Annotated in this window: 21 protein-coding genes; 6 read left to right on the top strand and 15 right to left on the bottom strand. The window is 65.6% G+C overall.

The window, feature by feature from the left end:
• Positions 1-11 precede the first annotated feature (11 nt).
• Positions 12-773: a YdcF family protein gene (locus P0Y43_RS11965; protein ID WP_275637471.1), complete on the bottom strand. Its 762-nt coding sequence runs from the start codon at positions 771-773 to the stop codon at positions 12-14.
• On the opposite strand from P0Y43_RS11965, the gene P0Y43_RS11960 reads away from it, so the two are divergent.
• Positions 772-900, top strand: a complete 129-nt coding sequence (locus P0Y43_RS11960) for a hypothetical protein (protein WP_275637470.1) — start codon at positions 772-774, stop codon at positions 898-900. The two genes, P0Y43_RS11965 and P0Y43_RS11960, sit on opposite strands and share 2 nt — an antisense overlap.
• Before the next feature lie 4 nt (positions 901-904).
• Here P0Y43_RS11960 and P0Y43_RS11955 read toward each other — a convergent pair whose 3' ends face one another.
• Positions 905-1,219, bottom strand: a complete 315-nt coding sequence (locus P0Y43_RS11955; protein WP_275637469.1) for a hypothetical protein — start codon at positions 1,217-1,219, stop codon at positions 905-907.
• 237 nt (positions 1,220-1,456) lie between these two features.
• On the opposite strand from P0Y43_RS11955, the gene leuS reads away from it, so the two are divergent.
• The 5 genes from leuS to P0Y43_RS11930 all read left to right on the top strand — a co-directional run bounded on the left by leuS (position 1,457) and on the right by P0Y43_RS11930 (position 7,473).
• On the top strand, positions 1,457-4,063 hold the full coding sequence (gene leuS, locus P0Y43_RS11950) for a leucine--tRNA ligase (RefSeq protein ID WP_275637468.1): 2,607 nt from the start codon (positions 1,457-1,459) through the stop codon (positions 4,061-4,063).
• Positions 4,064-4,124: 61 nt separating this feature from the next.
• On the top strand, positions 4,125-4,730 hold the full coding sequence (gene lptE, locus P0Y43_RS11945) for an LPS assembly lipoprotein LptE (protein ID WP_275637467.1): 606 nt from the start codon (positions 4,125-4,127) through the stop codon (positions 4,728-4,730).
• Positions 4,731-4,766: 36 nt separating this feature from the next.
• Positions 4,767-5,804 carry a DNA polymerase III subunit delta gene (gene holA / locus P0Y43_RS11940; RefSeq protein ID WP_275637466.1) on the top strand — a complete coding sequence of 346 codons (1,038 nt, stop codon included), beginning with the start codon at positions 4,767-4,769 and terminating at the stop codon, positions 5,802-5,804.
• A gap of 134 nt (positions 5,805-5,938) precedes the next feature.
• Positions 5,939-6,103, top strand: a complete 165-nt coding sequence (arfA, locus tag P0Y43_RS11935; protein WP_275637465.1) for an alternative ribosome rescue factor ArfA — start codon at positions 5,939-5,941, stop codon at positions 6,101-6,103.
• A 53-nt stretch (positions 6,104-6,156) separates the two neighbouring features.
• Positions 6,157-7,473 (top strand): lytic murein transglycosylase, encoded by a 1,317-nt coding sequence (locus P0Y43_RS11930; RefSeq protein ID WP_275637464.1) that lies wholly within the window; start codon positions 6,157-6,159, stop codon positions 7,471-7,473.
• Positions 7,474-7,583: 110 nt separating this feature from the next.
• Here P0Y43_RS11930 and P0Y43_RS11925 read toward each other — a convergent pair whose 3' ends face one another.
• From P0Y43_RS11925 to P0Y43_RS11865, 13 genes are all read right to left on the bottom strand, one after another.
• The gene (locus P0Y43_RS11925; protein ID WP_275637463.1) at positions 7,584-8,519 is read right to left on the bottom strand and encodes a S66 peptidase family protein; all 936 of its coding nucleotides are present in this window, start codon (positions 8,517-8,519) and stop codon (positions 7,584-7,586) included.
• 137 nt (positions 8,520-8,656) lie between these two features.
• Complete coding sequence (lipA, locus tag P0Y43_RS11920) at positions 8,657-9,673, bottom strand: lipoyl synthase (RefSeq protein ID WP_275637462.1); 1,017 nt, start codon at positions 9,671-9,673, stop codon at positions 8,657-8,659.
• Positions 9,674-9,675: 2 nt separating this feature from the next.
• Positions 9,676-10,323: a lipoyl(octanoyl) transferase LipB gene (lipB, locus tag P0Y43_RS11915; RefSeq protein ID WP_275637461.1), complete on the bottom strand. Its 648-nt coding sequence runs from the start codon at positions 10,321-10,323 to the stop codon at positions 9,676-9,678.
• Positions 10,323-10,598: a DUF493 domain-containing protein gene (locus tag P0Y43_RS11910; RefSeq protein ID WP_213658440.1), complete on the bottom strand. Its 276-nt coding sequence runs from the start codon at positions 10,596-10,598 to the stop codon at positions 10,323-10,325. Before P0Y43_RS11910 ends, lipB begins: the two co-directional genes overlap by 1 nt.
• A gap of 73 nt (positions 10,599-10,671) precedes the next feature.
• Positions 10,672-11,832 (bottom strand): D-alanyl-D-alanine carboxypeptidase family protein, encoded by a 1,161-nt coding sequence (locus tag P0Y43_RS11905; protein WP_275637460.1) that lies wholly within the window; start codon positions 11,830-11,832, stop codon positions 10,672-10,674.
• A gap of 172 nt (positions 11,833-12,004) precedes the next feature.
• Positions 12,005-13,000 (bottom strand): septal ring lytic transglycosylase RlpA family protein, encoded by a 996-nt coding sequence (locus tag P0Y43_RS11900; protein WP_275637459.1) that lies wholly within the window; start codon positions 12,998-13,000, stop codon positions 12,005-12,007.
• Positions 13,000-14,010 carry a lytic murein transglycosylase B gene (mltB, locus tag P0Y43_RS11895; protein WP_275637458.1) on the bottom strand — a complete coding sequence of 337 codons (1,011 nt, stop codon included), beginning with the start codon at positions 14,008-14,010 and terminating at the stop codon, positions 13,000-13,002. The genes P0Y43_RS11900 and mltB overlap by 1 nt, the downstream gene beginning before the upstream one ends.
• Positions 14,011-14,027: 17 nt before the next feature.
• A complete protein-coding gene (gene rodA, locus P0Y43_RS11890) occupies positions 14,028-15,131 on the bottom strand; it encodes a rod shape-determining protein RodA (protein ID WP_275637531.1) in 1,104 nt (367 codons plus the stop codon).
• 38 nt (positions 15,132-15,169) lie between these two features.
• Positions 15,170-17,059, bottom strand: coding sequence for a penicillin-binding protein 2 (mrdA, locus tag P0Y43_RS11885; RefSeq protein ID WP_275637457.1), 1,890 nt, complete (start codon positions 17,057-17,059; stop codon positions 15,170-15,172).
• Between the two features lie 13 nt (positions 17,060-17,072).
• Positions 17,073-17,540 (bottom strand): 23S rRNA (pseudouridine(1915)-N(3))-methyltransferase RlmH, encoded by a 468-nt coding sequence (gene rlmH, locus P0Y43_RS11880; protein WP_275637456.1) that lies wholly within the window; start codon positions 17,538-17,540, stop codon positions 17,073-17,075.
• Between the two features lie 9 nt (positions 17,541-17,549).
• Positions 17,550-17,969 (bottom strand): ribosome silencing factor, encoded by a 420-nt coding sequence (gene rsfS / locus P0Y43_RS11875; protein WP_275637455.1) that lies wholly within the window; start codon positions 17,967-17,969, stop codon positions 17,550-17,552.
• Positions 17,970-18,014: 45 nt separating this feature from the next.
• On the bottom strand, positions 18,015-18,707 hold the full coding sequence (gene nadD, locus P0Y43_RS11870; protein ID WP_275637454.1) for a nicotinate-nucleotide adenylyltransferase: 693 nt from the start codon (positions 18,705-18,707) through the stop codon (positions 18,015-18,017).
• Positions 18,676-19,947, bottom strand: a complete 1,272-nt coding sequence (locus P0Y43_RS11865; protein WP_275637453.1) for a glutamate-5-semialdehyde dehydrogenase — start codon at positions 19,945-19,947, stop codon at positions 18,676-18,678. Before P0Y43_RS11865 ends, nadD begins: the two co-directional genes overlap by 32 nt.
• Between the last annotated feature and the right edge of the window lie 282 nt (positions 19,948-20,229).

The raw sequence follows: 20,229 nt of genomic DNA, 5'->3' as shown, positions 1-20,229 counted from the left end.
TTCAACCGACCTCAATAGAACACCCGATACCCCACCAACCCCACCACCTCGTTCAGCAACTGCCCGTTCTGCCACATCGCCCGGCTCTCCGGCAGCAAGCCAGCGAACGGCCGCGCATGGTCGCCCCCCAGGAATCCCACCGGCGCCGGCACCACCTCGAAGCCGACCCGCTCGAAACTCCAGCGTGAACGCTGCATGTGCCAGGCCTGGGTCACTACCACCACCCGGCGAATGCCCAGCGACTGCAACAGCTCGGCGCTGAACCGAGCGTTCTCCCAGGTGGTGCGGCTGGCCTCTTCCTGCCACTTCACCGCCACGCCGAAGTCCGCCTGCAACCGCTCGGCCATGATCCGTGCCTCGCTGGGCGGGGCCCCGAAGTGCAGCCCGCCACTGGTCAGCACCGGCAGCCCTGAAGCCCTGGCCAGTTGCGCGGCATAGCGCAGGCGCTCCAGCGCGACCCCGGTCGGCTGGTCCTGCCCACCCCAAGCCGGGTCGCCACGCTCGCGCCCGGCGCCAAGCACCACGATCACGTCGGCACGCGCAGCCAGGCCGGCCCACTGCTCGACAGCCAGGGCCGGCTCGGTCTCCAACCGCCGTGCGGTTTCCTCCATCACAAGCGGCAGACTCATCAGCCACAACCCGCCCAGCCCCAGCGTGAAGCATGTCGCCGCCAGACGCGGGCGCCGTCGGCGCAACCACCAGGCCGCGAGCAGCAACAGGAACAACACGCCGGGCGGCATCAACCACTGTTTGATGAAGAAGCGAATGGGCATGAACACACCTCCATGGAAGGCGTGCAGCCTAAGAGGATCGGCGCCGGGCAACAAGAGCGAGGCCGGCGCCGATCAGTGCGAAGGTATCGAAGAAGCGGCGCAAGACGACCTGCGCCTTGAATCCTGAACGGCTATCTGGAAGGTTGCGTTCTGGATCGTGCCGTTGCGGCAAGGTGCTGCTTGTCCTTGAGCCAGACGATCTTGCCCTTGGCGGGCTCCGGTTGCTGGTAGGCACCGGCACTGACGAAACGGCCTTCCGGAAGCGAGTCCAGGTAGGCCTTGATCACTTGGAACTCCGCGTGGCTCAGGCCGCGCAGTTCCAGTTCGGCAGGCATTTCGTCGCGCAATCGCACGGAGGTCCTGGCCACTTCGAGTGCCAGGCCCAGGCGGTCGATCAGGCGTTCGTAAAGCTCCGGTTTGATTGCGGGTAGCTGCGACTCTCCCATCCGTTCACCTCATTGAAGATAAGAATATCTCCCCCACAGATGAGCTTAGCGTCACTGCAAAAAGCAGCCGTGCGCCGCGACCAACGGCCCGCGCGGCGCCATTCGCAACTTGGGTTTCCCACGACGCGCGGCGCTCATGTATGCTACGGCGTTCACTCTCACGACACCGGAGTGCCGGACGCAGCGAGGTTCCGCTGCCTGGAAACAGGGTCTCTCATTTCTCTATACAAAGTAGCCATGCACGAACAATACCAGCCCCGTGATATCGAAGCCGCCGCCCAGACATTCTGGGACGAGCAACAATCGTTCGCTGTTACCGAACAGCCAGGCAAGGACACCTTCTACTGCCTGTCGATGTTCCCGTACCCGAGCGGCAAGCTACACATGGGGCACGTGCGCAACTACACCATCGGCGACGTGATCGCCCGCTACCAGCGCATGCTGGGCAAGAACGTCCTGCAGCCGATGGGCTGGGATGCCTTCGGCATGCCGGCGGAAAACGCCGCGATGAAAAACAACGTCGCACCGGCCAAATGGACCTACGAGAACATCGCCTACATGAAGGCCCAGCTCAAGAGCCTGGGCCTGGCCTTCGACTGGTCGCGCGAAGTCACCACCTGCAAGCCGGACTACTACCGCTGGGAGCAGTGGCTGTTCACCCGCCTGTTCGAAAAAGGCGTGATCTACCGCAAGAACGGTACCGTGAACTGGGACCCGGCCGACCAGACCGTGCTGGCCAACGAGCAGGTCATCGACGGCCGCGGCTGGCGTTCGGGCGCGTTGATCGAGAAGCGCGAAATCCCGATGTACTACTTCCGCATCACCGACTACGCCGACGAGCTGCTGGAAAGCCTCGACGAGCTGCCGGGCTGGCCTGAGCAGGTCAAGACCATGCAGCGCAACTGGATCGGCAAGTCGCGCGGCATGGAAGTGCAGTTCCCCTACGACCAGGCCAGCATTGGCCACGCCGGGGCGCTGAAAGTCTTCACCACCCGTCCCGACACCCTGATGGGCGCCACCTACGTGGCGGTGGCCGCCGAGCACCCGCTGGCCACCCAGGCCGCCCAGGGCAACCCGGCACTGCAGGCGTTCATCGACGAATGCAAGAGCGGCAGCGTCGCCGAGGCGGACCTGGCGACCCAGGAGAAGAAAGGCATGGCCACTTCCCTGTTCGTCCAGCACCCGCTGACCGGCGAGAAGCTGCCGGTGTGGGTCGCCAACTACGTGCTGATGCACTACGGCGACGGCGCCGTGATGGCCGTGCCGGCGCACGACGAGCGTGACTTCGAGTTCGCCCACAAGTACGACCTGCCGTTCAAGGCCGTGGTGCGCACCAGCGCCGGCGACGAAGTCGGCAACGAGTGGCTGGCTGCCTACGGCGAGCACGGCCAGTTGATCAACTCCGGCGAGTTCGACGGCCTGGACTTCCAGGGCGCCTTCGACGCCATCGAAGCCGCGCTGATCCGCAAGGACCTCGGCAAGTCGCGCACCCAGTTCCGCCTGCGCGACTGGGGCATCAGCCGCCAGCGCTACTGGGGCTGCCCGATCCCGATCATCCACTGCCCGTCCTGCGGCGACGTGCCAGTGCCGGAAGACCAGTTGCCGGTCGTGCTGCCGGAGAACGTGGTGCCGGACGGCGCCGGTTCGCCACTGGCGCGCATGCCCGAATTCTACGAATGCACCTGCCCGAAATGCGGCACCGCGGCCAAGCGCGAAACCGACACCATGGACACCTTCGTCGAGTCGTCCTGGTACTTCGCCCGCTACGCCTCGCCGAACTACGAGGGCGGCCTGGTGGACCCGAAAGCGGCCAACCACTGGCTGCCGGTCGACCAGTACATCGGCGGTATCGAGCACGCCATCCTGCACCTGCTGTACGCGCGCTTCTTCCACAAGCTGATGCGCGACGAAGGCCTGGTGACGTCCAACGAGCCGTTCAAGAACCTGCTGACCCAGGGCATGGTGGTCGCCGAGACCTACTACCGCGTGGCCAGCAACGGCGGCAAGGACTGGTTCAACCCGGCCGACGTCGAGATCGAGCGTGACGCCAAGGCCAAGATCGTTGGCGCGCGCCTGAAGACCGACGGCCTGCCGGTGGAAATCGGCGGCACCGAGAAGATGTCGAAGTCGAAGAACAACGGCGTCGACCCGCAGGCGATGATCGATGCCTACGGCGCCGACACCTGCCGCCTGTTCATGATGTTCGCCTCGCCGCCCGACATGAGCCTGGAGTGGTCCGACTCCGGCGTCGAAGGCGCCAGCCGTTTCCTGCGCCGTGTCTGGCGCCTGGCCCACGCTCATGTCAGCCAGGGCCTGCCGGGCAAGCTGGAGGTCAGCGCGCTGAGCGACGAGCAGAAAGTCATCCGTCGCGCTATCCATGCCGCAATCAAGCAAGCCAGCACCGATGTGGGGCAGTACCACAAGTTCAACACCGCCATCGCCCAGGTGATGACCGTGATGAACGTGTTGGAAAAAGCCCCGCAAGCCACCGAACAGGACCGCGCCCTGTTGCAGGAAGGCCTGGAGGCCGTGGTGCTGCTGCTGTCGCCGATCACCCCACACCTTAGCCACGAGCTGTGGAAGCAGCTGGGCCACGACCAGGCCGTCATCGACGCCACCTGGCCGTCGGTCGACGAAAGCGCCCTGGTGCAGGACACCCTCACCCTGGTGGTGCAGGTCAACGGCAAGCTGCGTGGCCAGGTCGAAATGCCTGCCGCCGCCAGCCGCGAGGAAATCGAAGCCGCCGCCCGCAACAACGAGAACGTCCTGCGCTTCATCGATGGCCTGACCATCCGCAAGGTCATCGTGGTGCCGGGCAAGCTGGTCAACATCGTCGCCAACTGATGGCAACGCCCGCCCGCGCAGTGCGCGGGCGGGCGGAACAGGCCCACAAGGGAGCAACAACATGATCAAACGCAATCTGCTGGTAATGGGCCTGGCCGTCGTGCTCAGCGCCTGCGGTTTCCAGCTGCGCGGCACCGGCACCACCGAACTGGCTTTCAAGGAGCTGGACCTCAGCGCGCGTAACGCCTTCGGCGAGACCGTCAACCAGCTGCGCCGCTCGCTCGAGAACAGCGGCGTCAAGGTTCACGTCGGCGCGCCGTACAAGCTGGTGCTGACCGATGAACAGGAAAGCCAGCGCGCGGCGACCTACACCGGCGGCAGCCGCTCCGCCGAGTACGAGCTGACCACCGTTTTGAGGTACTCGGTTCAAGGCCTGAACGATGCCGAGCTGCTGCAGGACAAGCTGGAGGTTCGCAAGGTCTGCGTGTATGACGGCAACAACATCACCGGCTCCGGCCAGGAAGCCACGCAGGTTCGCCAGGAACTTCGCCGCGACCTGGTGCAGGGCATGATGGTCCGCCTGCAACAGCTGACGCCGGCCCGCCTCGACCAGCTCCAGCAACAGGCCGACGAACGCGCCCGCGCCGAAGCCCAAGCCTTGCAAGAAGCCCAGCGCATCCAGGACGCCACCCCCCAGCAATCGCCGCTGGAAGTCCCGGCCCACTGAGCCTGAACGGGGCACCCCAGGTGCCCCGCCTATCCCATGAAGCTCTCCCCCGCCCAGCTCAACAAGCACCTGCAAGGCAACCTCGCGCCCGTCTACGTGATCAGCGGCGACGACCCGTTGCTGTGCCAGGAAGCCGCCGACGCCATCCGCAACGCCGCGCGCCAGCAAGGCTACGACGAACGCCAGGTGTTCAGCGCCGACGCCAACTTCGACTGGGGCAGCCTGCTGCTGGCCGGCGCCAGCCTGTCGCTGTTCGCCCAACGACGCCTGCTGGAACTGCGCCTGCCCTCGGGCAAACCCGGCGACAAAGGCGCTGCCGCATTGATGGAGTACTGCGCCCGCCCCGCTGAAGACACCCTGCTGCTGATCAGCCTGCCCAAACTCGATGGCAGTGCGCAGAAGACCAAGTGGGGCAAGGCGTTGATCGAGGGCGAGCATTGCCAGTTCATCCAGATCTGGCCGGTCGACGCGCAGCAGTTGCCCCAGTGGATCAACCAACGCCTGACCCAGGCCGGGCTGTCGGCCCAGCGCGACGCGGTCGACCTGATCGCCGCACGGGTCGAAGGCAACCTGCTGGCCGCCGCCCAGGAGATCGAGAAGCTCAAGCTGCTCGCCGAGGGCAGCCAGATCACCGTCGAGACCGTGCAGGCGGCGGTGGCCGACAGCGCGCGTTTCGACGTGTTCGGGTTGGTCGACGCCATCCTCAACGGCGAAGCCGCCCACGCCCTGCGCATGCTCGAAGGCCTGCGTGGTGAAGGGGTGGAGCCGCCGGTGATTCTCTGGGCGCTGGCCCGCGAGTTGCGCCAGTTGGCCGGCCTGGCCCAGCAGTTCAGCCAGGGCGTGCCGCTGGACAAGGCATTCAGCCAAGCCCGCCCGCCGGTCTGGGACAAGCGCCGACCGCTGGTCAGCAAGGCCCTGCAACGCCTTTCCGCGCAACGCTGGGCACAGCTGCTGCAGGATGCCCAGCGCATCGATGCGCAGATCAAGGGCCAGGCCGAGGGTTCGCCGTGGACCAGCCTGGCGCGCCTGTCGCTGCTGATGGCCGGCCAGCGCATCGCCCTTCCACCGGAATAAGCCCCAGCTCGCCCACCTGTGGGAGCCGGCTTGCACCGCGACGAGGTCAGCCGCGATAAACACAATCAATTGGTCCTCCCCCACCCCCAGCCTTAAAGTGCGCCCCGAAACCCACCCCCATCGGGAACCCCGCCATGAGCAAGAAGCCGAAAAAGCACGGCCCGAACAAGGCCAAGTCGATCGTCGCCCAACCCCTGTTCCGCTGCCGCCAGGAACGACCGGAAAAGGGCAAGGGCAGCTACCGCCGCGAAGCCTTCCAATCGAGAGATTGGGAGGCTTCTTGCTTTCTGGCGGCATGAAAAGGCGCAGTCATGGTATGGTCGGCACCTGAACTGCAAACCTGGATCTGTGCATGCCCTTCAGCCTTTCCCAACGCTGGCAACCCCGCCAGCTGATCGCGGCCTCCAGCTTCATCCTGCTCGTCGCCTGCGCGGAAAAACCCACCGCCGCCGACGCCCTGCCGCTGGCACCCGCCCAGCCGACGCCTGTCGTCACCCTGCCAACCGCCACGCCTGACGTGAGCACCGAAATCCAGCCCCTGCAAACCTTCGCCCAATGGCAGGCCGGCTTCCGCCAACAGGCGCTGCAAGCCGGTATCAGCCCCGCCCTGTTCGACCGCGCCTTCCTCGGCGTCACCCCGGACATGGACGTGATCAAGGCCGACCGTAGCCAGCCGGAATTCACCCGCCCGGTGTGGGAATACCTCGACGGCGCGCTGTCGCCGCTGCGCGTGCGCAATGGCAAGAAACTGCTCGAGCAGAATGCCGAGCTGCTGACACGCATCGAACAGCGCTATGGCGTCGACCGCCAGACGCTGGTGGCGGTGTGGGGCATGGAGAGCAACTTCGGCCAGTTCCAGGGCAACAAATCGGTGATCCGCTCGCTGGCCACTCTGGCCTACGAGGGCCGTCGCCCACAGTTCGCCCAGGACCAGCTGATCGCCGCGCTGCAGATCCTGCAGAACGGCGATATCCAGCCCGAGGCCATGCGCGGCTCCTGGGCCGGCGCCATGGGCCAGACCCAGTTCATCCCCACCACCTACAACACCCACGCGGTGGACTTCGACGGCGACGGCCGCCGCGATATCTGGAGCAGCAGCGCCGACGCGTTGGCCTCGACCGCCCATTACCTCCAGGCCTCGGGCTGGAAGCACGGCCAGCCGTGGGGCTTCGAGGTGCAGGTACCGGCGGGCTTCGATTACTGGCTGGCCGATGGCTCGCTGCGCAAGCCGGTCAGCGACTGGCTGCAACTGGGGGTGAAGCTGCCCGCTGGCACCCAACTGCCGAACGGCAGCAGCCAACTGTCCGCCGCCCTGCTGCTGCCTGCGGGTGCGCGCGGCCCGGCGTTCCTGGTGCTGGACAACTTCCGCGCCATCCTGAAGTACAACAATTCGTCGTCCTATGCGCTGGCCGTCGGGCTACTGGGCGATCGCTTCTCGGGCTGGGGGTTCATTGCCGGCAGTTGGCCGAAGGACGACCTGCCGCTGAGCCGCAGCGAGCGCATGGAACTGCAGAACCTGCTCAATAGCGGTGGGCACGAAGCCGGTAACGCCGACGGGATCATCGGTGCCAATACCCGCAAGGCCATTCGCAATGCCCAGCAGGCCCGGGGCTGGCCAGCGGATGGCTACCCGACGCATCAGTTGCTGGACAGCCTACGCCAGCGCTGAGCGCGGCAGCGCCTCTATCGCGAGGCAAGCCCACACAGGTTCACCGCAGGCCCTTGGCGCAACGCGGTCCCTGTAGGAGCGGGCTTGCCCCGCGATGAAGGCGACGCGGCCTACAGGAACAGCGCCTGCTCCAGCACCAGCCCCCGCACTTCAGTGTCCAAGCGCACCCGCGCGCCCAGTGGCAGGCACAGGTTCGGGTCGCAATGCCCACTGCGCCACCCCGCCAGCACCGGCACGCCCAGCGGCGCGAAAATCTCCCGCAGCAATGGCGTCAGTGCCGCCACCGTGATCCCGGCGAAATCCCCCACCAGCACCCCGCTCACCCCGTCGAGCTTGCCTGCCAGGCGCAACTGCGTCAGCAAGCGGTCCACCCGGTACAGCGGCTCGTTGACGTCTTCGATGAACAGGATGCAACCCTGTGTATCGACCTCCGCCAGGGTACCCAGGGTGGCGCCCAGCATCGACAGGTTGCCACCGACCAGCCGCCCGCTGGCAACGCCCGGCACCACACTGGTCAGCGGATAGGCTGCGGGGTGGCCCAAGCTGTCACCTGCGCCTTTCAGCCCCTGCAATTGCTCGAACAACGAGCGTTCGGTCGGTGGCTGCTTCTCCCCCAGCAAGTCGGCGTTGAGCATTGCGCCATGAAAGGTGATGAACCCGGCATGTCGGGCGATCGCCGTGTGCAGGGCGGTGATGTCGCTGTAGCCAATCAAGGGTTTGGGGTGGCGACGGATCAGCTCGAAATCGAGGCGGTCGAGCAGGCGCATGCTGCCATAGCCGCCACGCATGCACAGGATCGCGTCGATCTCAGGGTCGGCGAAGGCGTCGTGCAGGTCTTGCAGGCGTTGCGCATCACTACCGGCCAAGTAGCCATCGGCCTGGTCGACACCGGGGAAGAGCCGGCACTGGTAACCGCGGCGTTCGAACCACTGCCGAGCCTTGTCGGCATCCAGGCGTGCAGGCCCGGCCGGCGCGACGATGGCGAAGCGGGCATTGCCGGTCAGTGCCTTGGGCAAGGGTGAGGCGAGGGTTTCAACACAGTTCATCGTGCAACTCCATGCGGATACAGGGGCCGACACTGTGGGTGCCGATGGCGGCTGCGCCCATCGGGAAACGGCGCCCTGAAACGAAAATGCCGATGCCGCCTCACGGCGCGCATCGGCATTGACGGGTCAAACCAGGCTCAGAGCTTGATCTTGGCTTCGTGAGCCTGCTGGTCTGCGTGGTACGAGGAGCGCACCAGCGGGCCGGAGGCGACGTTCTTGAAGCCCATCTTGTAGCCTTCCTCGGCGAACCAGGCAAAGGTGTCCGGGTGCACGAAACGCTGCACCGGCAGGTGGCTACGCGACGGTTGCAGGTATTGGCCGAGGGTCAGCATGTCGATGTCGTGCTCGCGCATGCGGTGCATCACCTCGATGACCTCGTCGTCGGTCTCGCCCAGGCCGAGCATCAGGCCCGACTTGGTCGGCACGTGCGGCACCAACTGCTTGAACTTCTGCAGCAGGTCCAGCGACCAGTCGTAGTCCGAACCTGGACGCGCGGCCTTGTACAGGCGTGGCACGGTCTCCAGGTTGTGGTTGAAGACATCCGGCGGCTGCTGGGCGGTGATTTCCAGCGCCACGTCCATGCGGCCACGGTAGTCCGGCACCAGGGTCTCCAGTTGCACGCCCGGCGACAGTGCGCGGATCTCGCGAATGCAGTCGGCGAAGTGCTGGGCGCCGCCGTCACGCAGGTCGTCGCGGTCCACCGAGGTGATCACCACGTACTTCAGGCGCAGGTCGGCGATGGCGATGGCCAGGTTCTTCGGCTCGTCCAGGTCCAGCGGCTTCGGCCGGCCATGGCCGACGTCGCAGAACGGGCAGCGACGGGTGCAGATGTCGCCCATGATCATGAAGGTCGCGGTGCCGCCAGAGAAGCACTCGCCCAGGTTCGGGCAGGACGCCTCTTCGCAGACGCTGTGCAGCTTGTGCTTGCGCAGCAGTTGCTTGATGCGGTCGACCTCCGGGGAGACCGGGATGCGCACGCGGATCCAGTCGGGTTTCTTCGGCAGCTCTTCGGTGGGGATGATCTTCACCGGGATGCGCGCCACCTTCTCGGCGCCACGCAGTTTCACCCCAGCTTCCACCTTCTTCGGCGCGGGGCGCGGGGTGACATCCTGGGTAGGTATCAGGTTCGGCACGGCTTCTTGCACAGTTGTCATAATCAGTCGATTCCGCCCGTGAGGGTCGTCTGCTCAGCATAGTCGAGGTGCTTGACCAGCTGTCCGCGCAGCCTTGTCCTGACCTCGTCGAGTTCGATCGGGCCTGCCAGGTCGCGCAGCTGGGTCATCGCCAGCCCCGCATACCCGCAGGGGTTGATTCGGCGGAATGGCGCAAGGTCCATGTCCACGTTCAGGGCAAGGCCGTGGAACGAACGACCGTTGCGGATTCGCAGGCCGAGCGAGGCGATCTTCGCCCCGTCGACATAGACACCCGGCGCATCGGGCTTGGCCGCGGCCTGCACGCCGTAACTGGCGAGCAGGTCGATCAGGGTCTGCTCGATGCGGCTGACCAGCTCGCGCACGCCAATGCTCAGGCGGCGCACGTCCAGCAACAGGTAGGCCACCAACTGGCCGGGGCCATGGTAAGTGACCTGGCCGCCGCGGTCGGTCTGCACCACCGGGATCTCGCCTGGCACCAGCAGGTGCTCGGCCTTGCCGGCCTGGCCCTGGGTGAACACCGGCGGGTGCTCGACCAGCCATACTTCGTCCTGGCTTTGCGGGCCGCGCTGCTCGGTAAAGCGACGCATGGCCTCCAGCACCGGCTCATAGGGCTGCAGGCCAAGATCGCGGAAACCGAGACTCGCTTGCATCACAGCACCATTTTCACGATGCCGGTGGCTCGCAGGGCGCTGTTGATGTCGTGCAGCTGGTTCTCGCTCTCGGCGACGATATGCAGCTGCACGGTGGTGTACTTGCCTTCCTTGCTCTGGCGCTCGGCCAACGTGCTCAGGTCGACCTTGGCGTGTTTGCTGAGGATCTCGATCACGGTGTCCCGGAAACCGACCACGGTATCGCCGATCACCTTGATCGGGTAATCCTCGCAGGGGAATTCGATTTTATGCGACTTGACGTCAGGTTCGCTCATGGCGGAAACGGCCTCGTAAGCCGTGGCAACAACAACGCCCCCGCAGGGTTCGCGGGGGCGTGCAGGTCACGTGTCAGTTGAACAACCCGTAGAAGAATAGGCGAATGCTATCCCACATACGACGGAAGAAACCACCTTCCTCGACGCCGTCGAGGGCGATGAGGTCGGCACTGTGGACCACTTTCTCGTCCAGTTTGACTTCCACTTTGCCGATCACGTCACCTTTGGCGATGGGCGCGGTCAGCTGCGGGTTCATGGTCATCGAAGCCTGCAGGCGTTTCAACTGGCCTTTAGGCATGGTCATGGTCAGGTCGTTGGCCAGGCCGGCCTTCACCTGGCCGGTGGCGCCCTTCCAGACCGGTGCCTGGCTCAGCTCGGTGCCCTTCTGGTAGAAGGTCTGGGTTTCGAAGAAGCGGAAGCCGTAGGTCAGCAGCTTCTGGGTCTCGGCGGCGCGGGACTGTTCGCTGTTGGTGCCGAACACCACAGCGATCAGGCGCTGGCCGTCACGCACGGCGGAGGCGACCATGCAGTAGCCGGCTTCTTCGGTGTGGCCGGTCTTCAGGCCGTCGACGGTCTTGTCGCGCCACAGCAGCAGGTTGCGGTTGGGCTGCTTGATGTTGTTCCAGTAGAACTCTTTCTGCGAGTAGATCGCGTAGTGCGCCGGGTCTTCGTTGATGATCGCGCGCGCCAGCAGGGCCATGTCGTGGGCCGAGGAGTAGTGCTCCGGGTTCGGCAGGCCGGTGGGGTTCATGAAGTGCGAGTTGGACATGCCGAGGTCGCCGGCGGTCTTGTTCATCATGTCGGCGAAGGCGTCTTCGCTGCCGGCGATGTGCTCGGACAGGGCGACCGAGGCATCGTTGCCCGACTGGATGATGATGCCGTGCAGCAGGTCGCTGACGGTGACCTGGCTGCCGACCTTGATGAACATCCGCGACCCGCCGGTGCGCCAGGCGTTCTCGCTGACGGTCACCGGGTCGTTCTCGCCGATCTGGCCACGACGGATGTCGAGGGTGGCGATGTAGGCGGTCATCAGCTTGGTCAGGCTGGCTGGCGGCAGGCGCTCGTCACCGTTGTTCTCGACCAGCACGTTGCCGCTGGACGCATCCATGAGTACATAGGACTTGGCCGCCAGCTGCGGCGGTGCCGGCATCATCTGTTCCGCTGCGAAGGCAGCGGGCATGATCATCAGCAGTACGGGCAGGCAAAGTCGTTTGGCAAGGTTGGTGATGTTCATCCGTCTCTCGTAAATCGCTAAGGGTCTGATGTTCCATGGACGTGCCATGGCGTTTCAGTCTGCTTCAGGGCTGGCGGACAGCCCATGCCTCAAGGGGCAAAACGGCCATTGTACATGGCCGGGGCTGGCAATTCATGAACAAACCGACAGGTCGGCGTCGGCTTCTGCGCGGTCAGTCGGTGACCAGCTTGGCCTGGCCGAGGTTGGCCAGGCGAATGCTGTCCTGCGTCTGCTGGATTTCGCCCTGGCTGTTGATCGGCCCCAGGCGTACCCGGTGCAGGGTCTGCTGGTTACGCACGATGGAGCTGATGAACACGGGCGCGCTGACCATGCCGCTGAGCTTGGAGCGCAGCAGCTCGGCGGCATCCGGGTTGGCGAATGCGCCCACCTGCAGGAAGCTGCCGCCGCTGTTGCCCGGCACGTTATTGCCCGCGACCTGCACCGGCACCACGGGCGCCGCGTGCTGCTGCGGCGGCGGGGTCCACTGTTCGACGCGGCCGGTGCTGGCCGGGATCGGCTGGGCCTGGGCCACTTGCGGCTCCTTGAGCACCAAAGGCGGCTGCTGGCCACGCTGGGCCCACCATTGCTGCGGGTCGATGCCCTCGACGCGCACGTGGGCGGTGCCGATCTCGGCATAGCCGAGCTTCTTCGCCGCGGCGTAGGACAAGTCGATGATGCGGTCGGAGTAGAACGGGCCACGGTCGTTGACCCGCAGGATCACGCTGCGCCCGTTGGCCAGGTTGGTCACCCGCACGTAGGCCGGCAGCGGCAGGGTCTTGTGCGCCGCGCTCATGCCGTAAAGGTCGTAGAGCTCGCCGTTGGCGGTGTTCTGCCCGTGGAACTTGGTGCCATACCACGACGCCGTGCCCTCGGCGCGGTAGTTGCGCGAGTCCTGCATCGGGTAGTAGGTCTTGCCCAGCACGGTGTAGGGGTTGGCCTTGTAGGCACCGTTGTGCACGGTCGGGGTGGCGTCGGGGATCTTGTTGACGTCCACGTCCCACCAGGGCGCGCCGTCCTTGTGCGCGCGGTTGATGTCCAGGCCCGGCTGCGCACGCACGGTGTTGCCGGCTTGCGGCGTGGGGCGGCTGGAGGAGCAACTGGCCAGCACCAGGCCCACGGCCAGGCAGGTCAGCAGCTTGAAGGTATTGGCTGTAAAGAGTTCGCGCATTACTTGACGCCCCGTGCCTGGACCAGCTGTTCCGAAAGCTGATGCACCGCCATGGCGTACATCACGCTGCGGTTGTAGCGCGTGATCGCGTAGAAGTTCTTCAGGCCCATCCAGTATTCCGGGCCGTATTCGCCTTCGAGCCTGAAAGCGGTGACCGGCAGATCATCGCGCAGCGCATCATGACTCGACCAGCCCAGCGCTCGCAACTCCCCGACCGTCTTCACCGGTTCGATGCCGGTGGTCAGGCCCTCGTCGGCCCGCGCGCCGCTGACCTGGGCACGGCTGACCACCGCTTGCCCGGCCACCCAGCCGTGGCGCTTGAAGTAGCTGGCGACGCTGCCGATGGCATCGTCCGGGTTGGTCCAGATATTGATGTGGCCGTCGCCGTCGAAGTCCACCGCGTAATTGCGGAAACTGCTCGGCATGAACTGCGGCAGGCCCATGGCACCGGCGTAGGAGCCCTTGAGGGTGAGCGGGTCGAGTTGCTCTTCACGGGCCAGCAGGAGGAACTCGCGCAGCTCCTTGCGGAAGAATTCGGCGCGCGGCGGGTAGTCGAAGCCCAGGGTCGACAACGCATCGATCACCCGGTAGTTGCCGGTGTTGCGGCCGAAGAAGGTCTCCACGCCGATGATGGCGACGATGTACTGCGCCGGCACGCCGTATTCCTGCTCGGCACGGGCCAGGACGGCCTCGTGCTGGCGCCAGAAGTCGACGCCACGGGCGATGCGCGCATCGGTGATGAACATCGGGCGGTATTCCTTCCACGGCTTGACCCGCTCGGCCGGCCGCGAGATCGCGTCGAGGATCGCCTGCTTGCGCTGCACCTCGCCGAACACGCCCATCAGTTGCTCGCTGGCAAAGCCGTAGTCGCGGGTCATCTGCCCGACGAACTCGGCCACCTGGGGCGAGCCGTCGTAGTCACCGGCATTGGCTTGCTGGACTGCGCCGAACAACCCCACCGCGCCAACCCATGGCGCACAACGGGCCATCCAGCCACGCACTGCTTGCATTGAATTCTTCACCTTTTTCAAACTTGCGCGATCCATTTGCGGTGCGTGTGGATCGACATCAGAACGCCAAACGCTGACAGCAGCGTCACCAACGAAGTTCCGCCATAGCTGATGAAGGGCAGCGGCACACCCACCACGGGCAACAGGCCGCTGACCATACCGATATTGACGAATACATAAACAAAGAAGGTCATGGTCAGGCTGCCAGCCAGCAGCTTGCCGAACAGGGTCTGGGCCTGGGCGGTGATCACCAGGCCGCGGCCGATCAGCAGCAGGTAGACGATCAGCAGCAGGCAGATGCCCACCAGGCCGAATTCCTCGCCGAGCACGGCGATGATGAAGTCGGTGTGGCTTTCTGGCAGGAAGTCCAGGTGCGACTGGGTGCCCAGCAGCCAGCCCTTGCCGAACACCCCGCCCGAGCCGATCGCCGCCTTCGACTGGATGATGTTCCAGCCGGTGCCCAGGGGGTCGCTTTCCGGGTCGAGGAAGGTCAATACACGCTGCTTCTGGTAGTCGTGCATGACGAAGAACCACATCGCCACCGCCACCGGCACCGCAGCGGTGATCACGCTGATGATCCAGCGCCAGCGCAGGCCGCCCATGAACAGCACGAAGGCGCCCGAAGCGAGGATCAGCAGCGCGGTGCCGAGGTCGGGCTGGCGGACGATGAGGATGAACGGCAAGCCGATCAGCACCAGGCTGATCGCCACGTGCTTGAGGTGCGGCGGCAGGGTGCGCTTGGACAGGTACCAGGCGATGGTCGCCGGCATGATGATCTTCATGAACTCAGAGGGCTGGAAGCGGATCACCCCGGGGATGTTGATCCAGCGCGTGGCGCCCATGGCGTTGTGGCCCATGACGTCCACCACCACCAGCAGCACCACCCCGGCGACGTACGCCAGCGGCACCCACCGCGCCATGAAGCGCGGCTCCAGTTGCGCGATGACGAACATCGACACCAGGCCAATGCCGAACGAGGTCGCCTGCTTCATCAGCAGGTCCCAGTTCTTGCCGCTGGCCGAATAGAGGACGAACAGGCTGCCAGCCGCCAGGGTCAGCAGGATGAGCAGCAGCGGGCCGTCGACATGGATGCGCTGCAGGAAGCTTGCGCGCCTGCGCATCACGTCCTCGCTGGAGAGCATGCGATCGAAATTGTTCTTCACGGGGCCGATTCCTGGGCGACGGTGGCAGGAGCGAACTCGGGCTTGAGCCGGCCGCTCTCGTCGAGCAGCCAGGCGTCCATCACCTGGCGCACCACCGGCGCGGCGACGCCAGAGCCGGACTCACCGTTCTCGACCATCACCGAGACCACGATCTTCGGATCGTCGGCCGGGGCGAAGGCGACGAACAACGCGTGGTCGCGGTGGCGCTCCTGGAGTTTGTTGCGGTCGTATTTCTCGCCCTGCTTGATCGCCACCACCTGGGCGGTGCCGCTCTTGCCGGCGATGCGGTACTGCGCGCCGATCGACGCCTTGCGCGCGGTGCCACGGGCACCGTGCATCACCTGCTCCATGCCGTGGGTCACCTTGGCCCAGTCGGACTTGTCGCGCAGGACGATGTCCTCCATGGGGTTCTCGTCCACGGGCGGCTTGCCTTCGATGGTCTTGGCCAGGTGCGGGCGGTTCCACTTGCCCTTGTTGGCGATCAACGCGGTGGCCTGGGCCAGTTGCAGGGGCGTGGCCTGCATATAGCCCTGGCCAATGCCGAGGATCAGCGTCTCGCCGGGGAACCAAGCCTGGCGGCGGGTGGCGCGTTTCCATTCACGGGACGGCATCAGGCCAGGCGATTCCTCGAACATGTCCAGCGAGACCTTTTGGCCGATACCGAACTTGTTCATGTAGCTGGACAGCCGATCGATGCCCATCTTGTGCGCAAGATCGTAGAAGTACGTGTCGTTCGACCGCATGATCGCCACATCAAGATCCACCCAGCCGTCGCCGGTGCGGTTCCAGTTGCGGTACTTGTGGTCGTAGTTGGGCAATTGGTAGTAGCCCGGGTCGAAGACCCGCGTGCCGGCGTTGACCACGCCGCTGTCGAGGCCGGCGATGGCCACTGCCGGCTTGATCGTCGAGCCCGGCGGGTACAGGCCACGCAGCACCCGGTTGAACAACGGCCGGTCGATCGAGTCGCGCAGCTCGGCGTAGGCCTTGAAGCTGATGCCAGTGACGAACAGGTTGGGGTCGAAGCTCGGCTGGCTGACCATCGCCAGCACCTCGCCGGTACGCGGGTCGAGGGCCACGATGGCGCCGCGCCGGCCAGCCAAGGCCGCTTCGGCGGCTTCCTGCAGCTTGATGTCCAGGCTCAGCACGATGTCCTTGCCGGGGATCGGGTCGGTGCGCTTGAGCACCCGCAACACGCGGCCCCGGGCGTTGGTCTCGACTTCCTCGTAGCCCACCTGGCCGTGCAGCTCGTCTTCGTAGAAACGCTCGACGCCGGTCTTGCCAATATGGTGGGTACCGCTGTAGTTCACCGGGTCGAGGGTCTTGAGTTCCTTCTCGTTGATGCGCCCCACGTAGCCCACCGAATGGGCGAAATGCGGCCCCTGCGGGTAGTGCCGCACCAACTGCGCCGCCACTTCCACACCGGGCAGGCGGAACTGGTTGACGGCGATGCGGGCGATCTGGTCTTCGTTCAGCTCGAACAGGATCGGCACCGGCTCGAAGGGCCGGCGCCCCTGCTTCATGCGCTTTTCGAAGAGCGTGCGGTCATCCGCAGTCAGCTCCAGCACCTCGACGATGGTGTCGAGCACTTCCTGCCATTTGCCAGCGCGCTCACGGGTCATGGTCAGGCTGAAGCTGGGGCGGTTGTCGGCGACGATCACCCCGTTACGGTCGAAGATCAACCCACGGGTCGGCGGAATCGGCTGCACGTGCACCCGATTGTTCTCCGACAGCGTGGAGTGGTAGTCGTACTGGATGATCTGCAGGTAGTACAGCCGCGCGATGAGCACGCACACCAGCAGCACGATCGCCACCGCGCCGACCACGACGCGGTTGCGCACCAGGCGGGCGTCTTTCTCGTGGTCCTTGAGGCGGATCTGCTGCGGCATCGGGCTTACAGGTTCATTTGTGGTAGGGATGCCCGGACAGCACGGTCCAGGCGCGGTAGATCTGCTCGCCCAGGAGTATCCGTACCAGCGGGTGCGGCAGGGTCAGCGGTGACAGCGACCAGCGCTGCTCGCTGCGTGCACAGACTTCCGGCGCCAGCCCTTCCGGGCCGCCCACCATCAGGTTGACCGTGCGCGCATCCAGGCGCCAGCGGTCCAGCTCGACCGCCAGTTGCTCGGTGCTCCAGGGCTTGCCATGGACTTCGAGCGTGACGATCCGTTCCCCAGGCTGAACCTTGGCGAGCATCGCCTCGCCTTCCTGACGGATCAGGCGGGCGACATCGGCGTTCTTGCCACGGGTGTTCAGCGGGATCTCCACCAGCTCCAGCGCAAGCTCAGGGGGCAGGCGCTTGGCATATTCATGCCAGCCTTCCTCGACCCACTTGGGCATGCGCGAACCCACCGCGATCAGGCGCAGGCGCATGGCGCGGGGTTATTCCCGGTCCTTGAGCTTGTCGGAGTACTCATGCACGTTCTCCGGGCTGTGGTGCTTGCCATCGGCCGAACGGCTCTGCTCGGCACCCAGCCACAGGCGCTCCAGGTCGTAGAACTGACGGGCGGCGGCGGTCATCATGTGCACGATGACGTCGTTGAGGTCCAGCAGGACCCAGTCGCTGTCGCCCTTGCCTTCCTCGCCCAGCGGCTGCGCGCCCTTGGCCTTGACCGCCTCGCGGACCTTTTCCAGCATGGCGTTGATCTGCCGGTTGGAGGTACCGGTGGCGATGATCATGTAGTCGGTCAGGCTGTGCTTGTCGCGCACGTCGATGACCTGGATATCCTGGGCCTTGACGTCTTCCAGCGCGGCCTTGGTCAGTTCGACCAGTTCTTCGCCATTGATTTTCTGCTTGGTCATATAAAACTCGTTCAACTCTATTGAATGAGGCGCCCCATGGCGCCCTCAGTTCGACGCACGGTAAAGGTCGTGCGCCTCGATATAGGCCAGTACTGCGTCCGGCACCAGGAACCGCACCGACTGGCCGCTGGCCCGCAGCTGTCGGATCTGTGTGGCGGACACCGCGAGCGGCGTCTGCCAGACGAACGAAATGTTCCCCGCCGGGCCGGACATGGCGGTGGGATCGCTCTGTGACCGCGCAGCCAGCAGGTTGCGCAGCGCGTCAGGGGGTTCTACGTCGGCATCCGGGCGTTGCAGCACCAGGATGTGACAGTGTTGCAACAGCTCTTCCCAGCGATGCCAGCCGGGCAGGCCGCAAAAGGCATCCCAGCCCAGCACCAGGAACAGCTGGTCATCGGCAGCCAGTTCGGCACGAATCGACTCCAGGGTGTCGATGGTGTACGACGGCTTGTCGCGGGCCAGCTCGCGGGCATCGACGCTCAGGCGGTCAACACCCTCGACCGCACTGCGCACCATCGCCAAGCGCGCCTCGGCAGCCACCTGCGGGGTGTCGCGGTGTGGCGGCCGGGCATTGGGCAGCAGGCGCAGGTCATCCAACCCCATGAACTCGGCGACTTCCAGCGCGCTGCGCAGGTGGCCGATATGCACGGGGTCGAAGGTACCGCCAAGGATGCCGATGCGCCGGGCTGCCTGGGCCTTGCTCAACTCAGCAGGACTCCTGGCCGCGCAGCTGGCCATCGCCGATCACCACGTACTTCTCGCAGGTCAGGCCTTCCAGGCCGACCGGGCCACGGGCGTGCAGCTTGTCGGTGGAGATGCCGATCTCGGCACCCAGGCCGTATTCGAAGCCGTCGGCGAAGCAGGTCGGGGTGTTGAGCATGACCGACGCCGAGTCGACCTCGGCCATGAAGCGCCGGGCCTGGCCCTGGTGCTCGGTGACGATCGAGTCGGTGTGGTGCGAGCCATAGTGGTTGATGTGCTCGATGGCCTGGTCCAGGCCGTCGACGACGCGAATCGACAGGATCGCGTCGAGGTACTCGGTGTGCCAGTCGTCTTCGCTGGCCGGCTTGGCCTCGATGATCGCCCGGGTGCGCTCGCAGCCACGCAGCTCGACGCCCTTGTCGACGAAGCGGCGGGCCATCTGCGGCAGGAACGCCGGGGCCACGCTGGCGTCGACCAGCAGGGTCTCCATGGCGCCGCAGATGCCGTAGCGGTAGGTCTTGGCGTTGAAGGCGATGCGCGTGGCCTTGTCGAGGTCGGCGTGTTCGGCGACATAGACGTGGCAAATGCCGTCGAGGTGCTTGATCACCGGCACCCGGGCGTCGCGGCTGATGCGCTCGATCAGGCCACGGCCACCGCGCGGGACGATCACGTCGACGAACTCGGGCATGCTGATCAGCGCGCCCACGGCTTCGCGGTCGGTGGTCTCGACCACCTGCACCACCGCCGCCGGCAAGCCGGCCTCGGCCAGGCCACGCTGGATGCAGGTGGCGATGGCGCGGTTGGAGTGGATGGCTTCGGAGCCGCCCCGCAGGATGGTGGCGTTGCCCGACTTCAGGCACAGGCTGGCGGCGTCGATGGTCACGTTCGGGCGTGACTCGTAGATGATGCCGATGACACCCAGCGGCACGCGCATCTTGCCGACCTGGATGCCCGACGGGCGGTAGCTCATGTCGCGGATCGCGCCGACCGGGTCCGGCAAGGCGGCGACCTGGCGCAGGCCGGTGATCATGCCGTCGATGCGCGCCGGGGTCAGGGCCAGGCGGTCGAGCAGCGCGGGTTCCAGGCCGTTGGCACGGCCGCTGGCGAGGTCACGTTCATTGGCGGCGGCCAGCTCGGTGCGAGCGGCGTCCAGCGCGTCGGCGGCGGCCTGCAGGGCGCGGTTCTTCTGCGCGGTGCTGGCACGGCCGATCACCCGCGAGGCCTCACGGGCGGCGCGACCCAGGCGGGTCATGTAGTCAAGAACGGACTCGGTCATGGGTTCGGTGTCTTGCCAAAGGGGAAATCGGCTGATTATAACTGCCGCGCTGGTATACGCCCAGCGGCGGGTGGCGGATGGTAGAAAATGCCGGGGGCTATGTGTAGGAAAGATGTAACCGGGCATATCGAAATTTCCGTTGCCAGTGCCCCCCCCTATCGCGGGGGCAAGCCCGCCCCCATAGGGTTCGCCTCGTTCATGATGGCTGCGGGGGGACCTGCAGGAGCCGGCTTGCCCCGCGATAGGGCCGTCCGGTTCAGCATCGATTAAGCAATTAATTGC

This window comes from Pseudomonas entomophila, assembly GCF_029193575.1.
Classification (GTDB): domain Bacteria; phylum Pseudomonadota; class Gammaproteobacteria; order Pseudomonadales; family Pseudomonadaceae; genus Aquipseudomonas; species Aquipseudomonas entomophila_G.
Note: the sequence above shows the minus strand (reverse complement) of the source record. Positions and strands in the feature narration are given on the sequence as shown.

Excerpts from the sequence above, each read along its gene's own strand:
- leuS (WP_275637468.1), top strand. The coding sequence starts at position 1,457 with ATGCACGAACAATACCAGCCCCGTGATATCGAAGCCGCCGCCCAGACA.
- P0Y43_RS11900 (WP_275637459.1), bottom strand. The coding sequence starts at position 13,000 with ATGCGCGAACTCTTTACAGCCAATACCTTCAAGCTGCTGACCTGCCTG.
- rsfS (WP_275637455.1), bottom strand. The coding sequence starts at position 17,969 with ATGACCAAGCAGAAAATCAATGGCGAAGAACTGGTCGAACTGACCAAG.
- lipB (WP_275637461.1), bottom strand. The coding sequence starts at position 10,323 with ATGCAAGCGAGTCTCGGTTTCCGCGATCTTGGCCTGCAGCCCTATGAG.
- P0Y43_RS11865 (WP_275637453.1), bottom strand. The coding sequence starts at position 19,947 with ATGACCGAGTCCGTTCTTGACTACATGACCCGCCTGGGTCGCGCCGCC.
- rlmH (WP_275637456.1), bottom strand. The coding sequence starts at position 17,540 with ATGCGCCTGCGCCTGATCGCGGTGGGTTCGCGCATGCCCAAGTGGGTC.
- P0Y43_RS11955 (WP_275637469.1), bottom strand. The coding sequence starts at position 1,219 with ATGGGAGAGTCGCAGCTACCCGCAATCAAACCGGAGCTTTACGAACGC.
- P0Y43_RS11960 (WP_275637470.1), top strand. The coding sequence starts at position 772 with ATGAACACACCTCCATGGAAGGCGTGCAGCCTAAGAGGATCGGCGCCG.
- P0Y43_RS11965 (WP_275637471.1), bottom strand. The coding sequence starts at position 773 with ATGCCCATTCGCTTCTTCATCAAACAGTGGTTGATGCCGCCCGGCGTG.
- P0Y43_RS11925 (WP_275637463.1), bottom strand. The coding sequence starts at position 8,519 with ATGAACTGTGTTGAAACCCTCGCCTCACCCTTGCCCAAGGCACTGACC.
- mrdA (WP_275637457.1), bottom strand. The coding sequence starts at position 17,059 with ATGCCGCAGCAGATCCGCCTCAAGGACCACGAGAAAGACGCCCGCCTG.
- rodA (WP_275637531.1), bottom strand. The coding sequence starts at position 15,131 with ATGCGCAGGCGCGCAAGCTTCCTGCAGCGCATCCATGTCGACGGCCCG.
- nadD (WP_275637454.1), bottom strand. The coding sequence starts at position 18,707 with ATGGCCAGCTGCGCGGCCAGGAGTCCTGCTGAGTTGAGCAAGGCCCAG.
- arfA (WP_275637465.1), top strand. The coding sequence starts at position 5,939 with ATGAGCAAGAAGCCGAAAAAGCACGGCCCGAACAAGGCCAAGTCGATC.
- lipA (WP_275637462.1), bottom strand. The coding sequence starts at position 9,673 with ATGACAACTGTGCAAGAAGCCGTGCCGAACCTGATACCTACCCAGGAT.
- P0Y43_RS11910 (WP_213658440.1), bottom strand. The coding sequence starts at position 10,598 with ATGAGCGAACCTGACGTCAAGTCGCATAAAATCGAATTCCCCTGCGAG.
- lptE (WP_275637467.1), top strand. The coding sequence starts at position 4,125 with ATGATCAAACGCAATCTGCTGGTAATGGGCCTGGCCGTCGTGCTCAGC.
- P0Y43_RS11930 (WP_275637464.1), top strand. The coding sequence starts at position 6,157 with ATGCCCTTCAGCCTTTCCCAACGCTGGCAACCCCGCCAGCTGATCGCG.
- P0Y43_RS11905 (WP_275637460.1), bottom strand. The coding sequence starts at position 11,832 with ATGAACATCACCAACCTTGCCAAACGACTTTGCCTGCCCGTACTGCTG.
- holA (WP_275637466.1), top strand. The coding sequence starts at position 4,767 with ATGAAGCTCTCCCCCGCCCAGCTCAACAAGCACCTGCAAGGCAACCTC.
- mltB (WP_275637458.1), bottom strand. The coding sequence starts at position 14,010 with ATGCAAGCAGTGCGTGGCTGGATGGCCCGTTGTGCGCCATGGGTTGGC.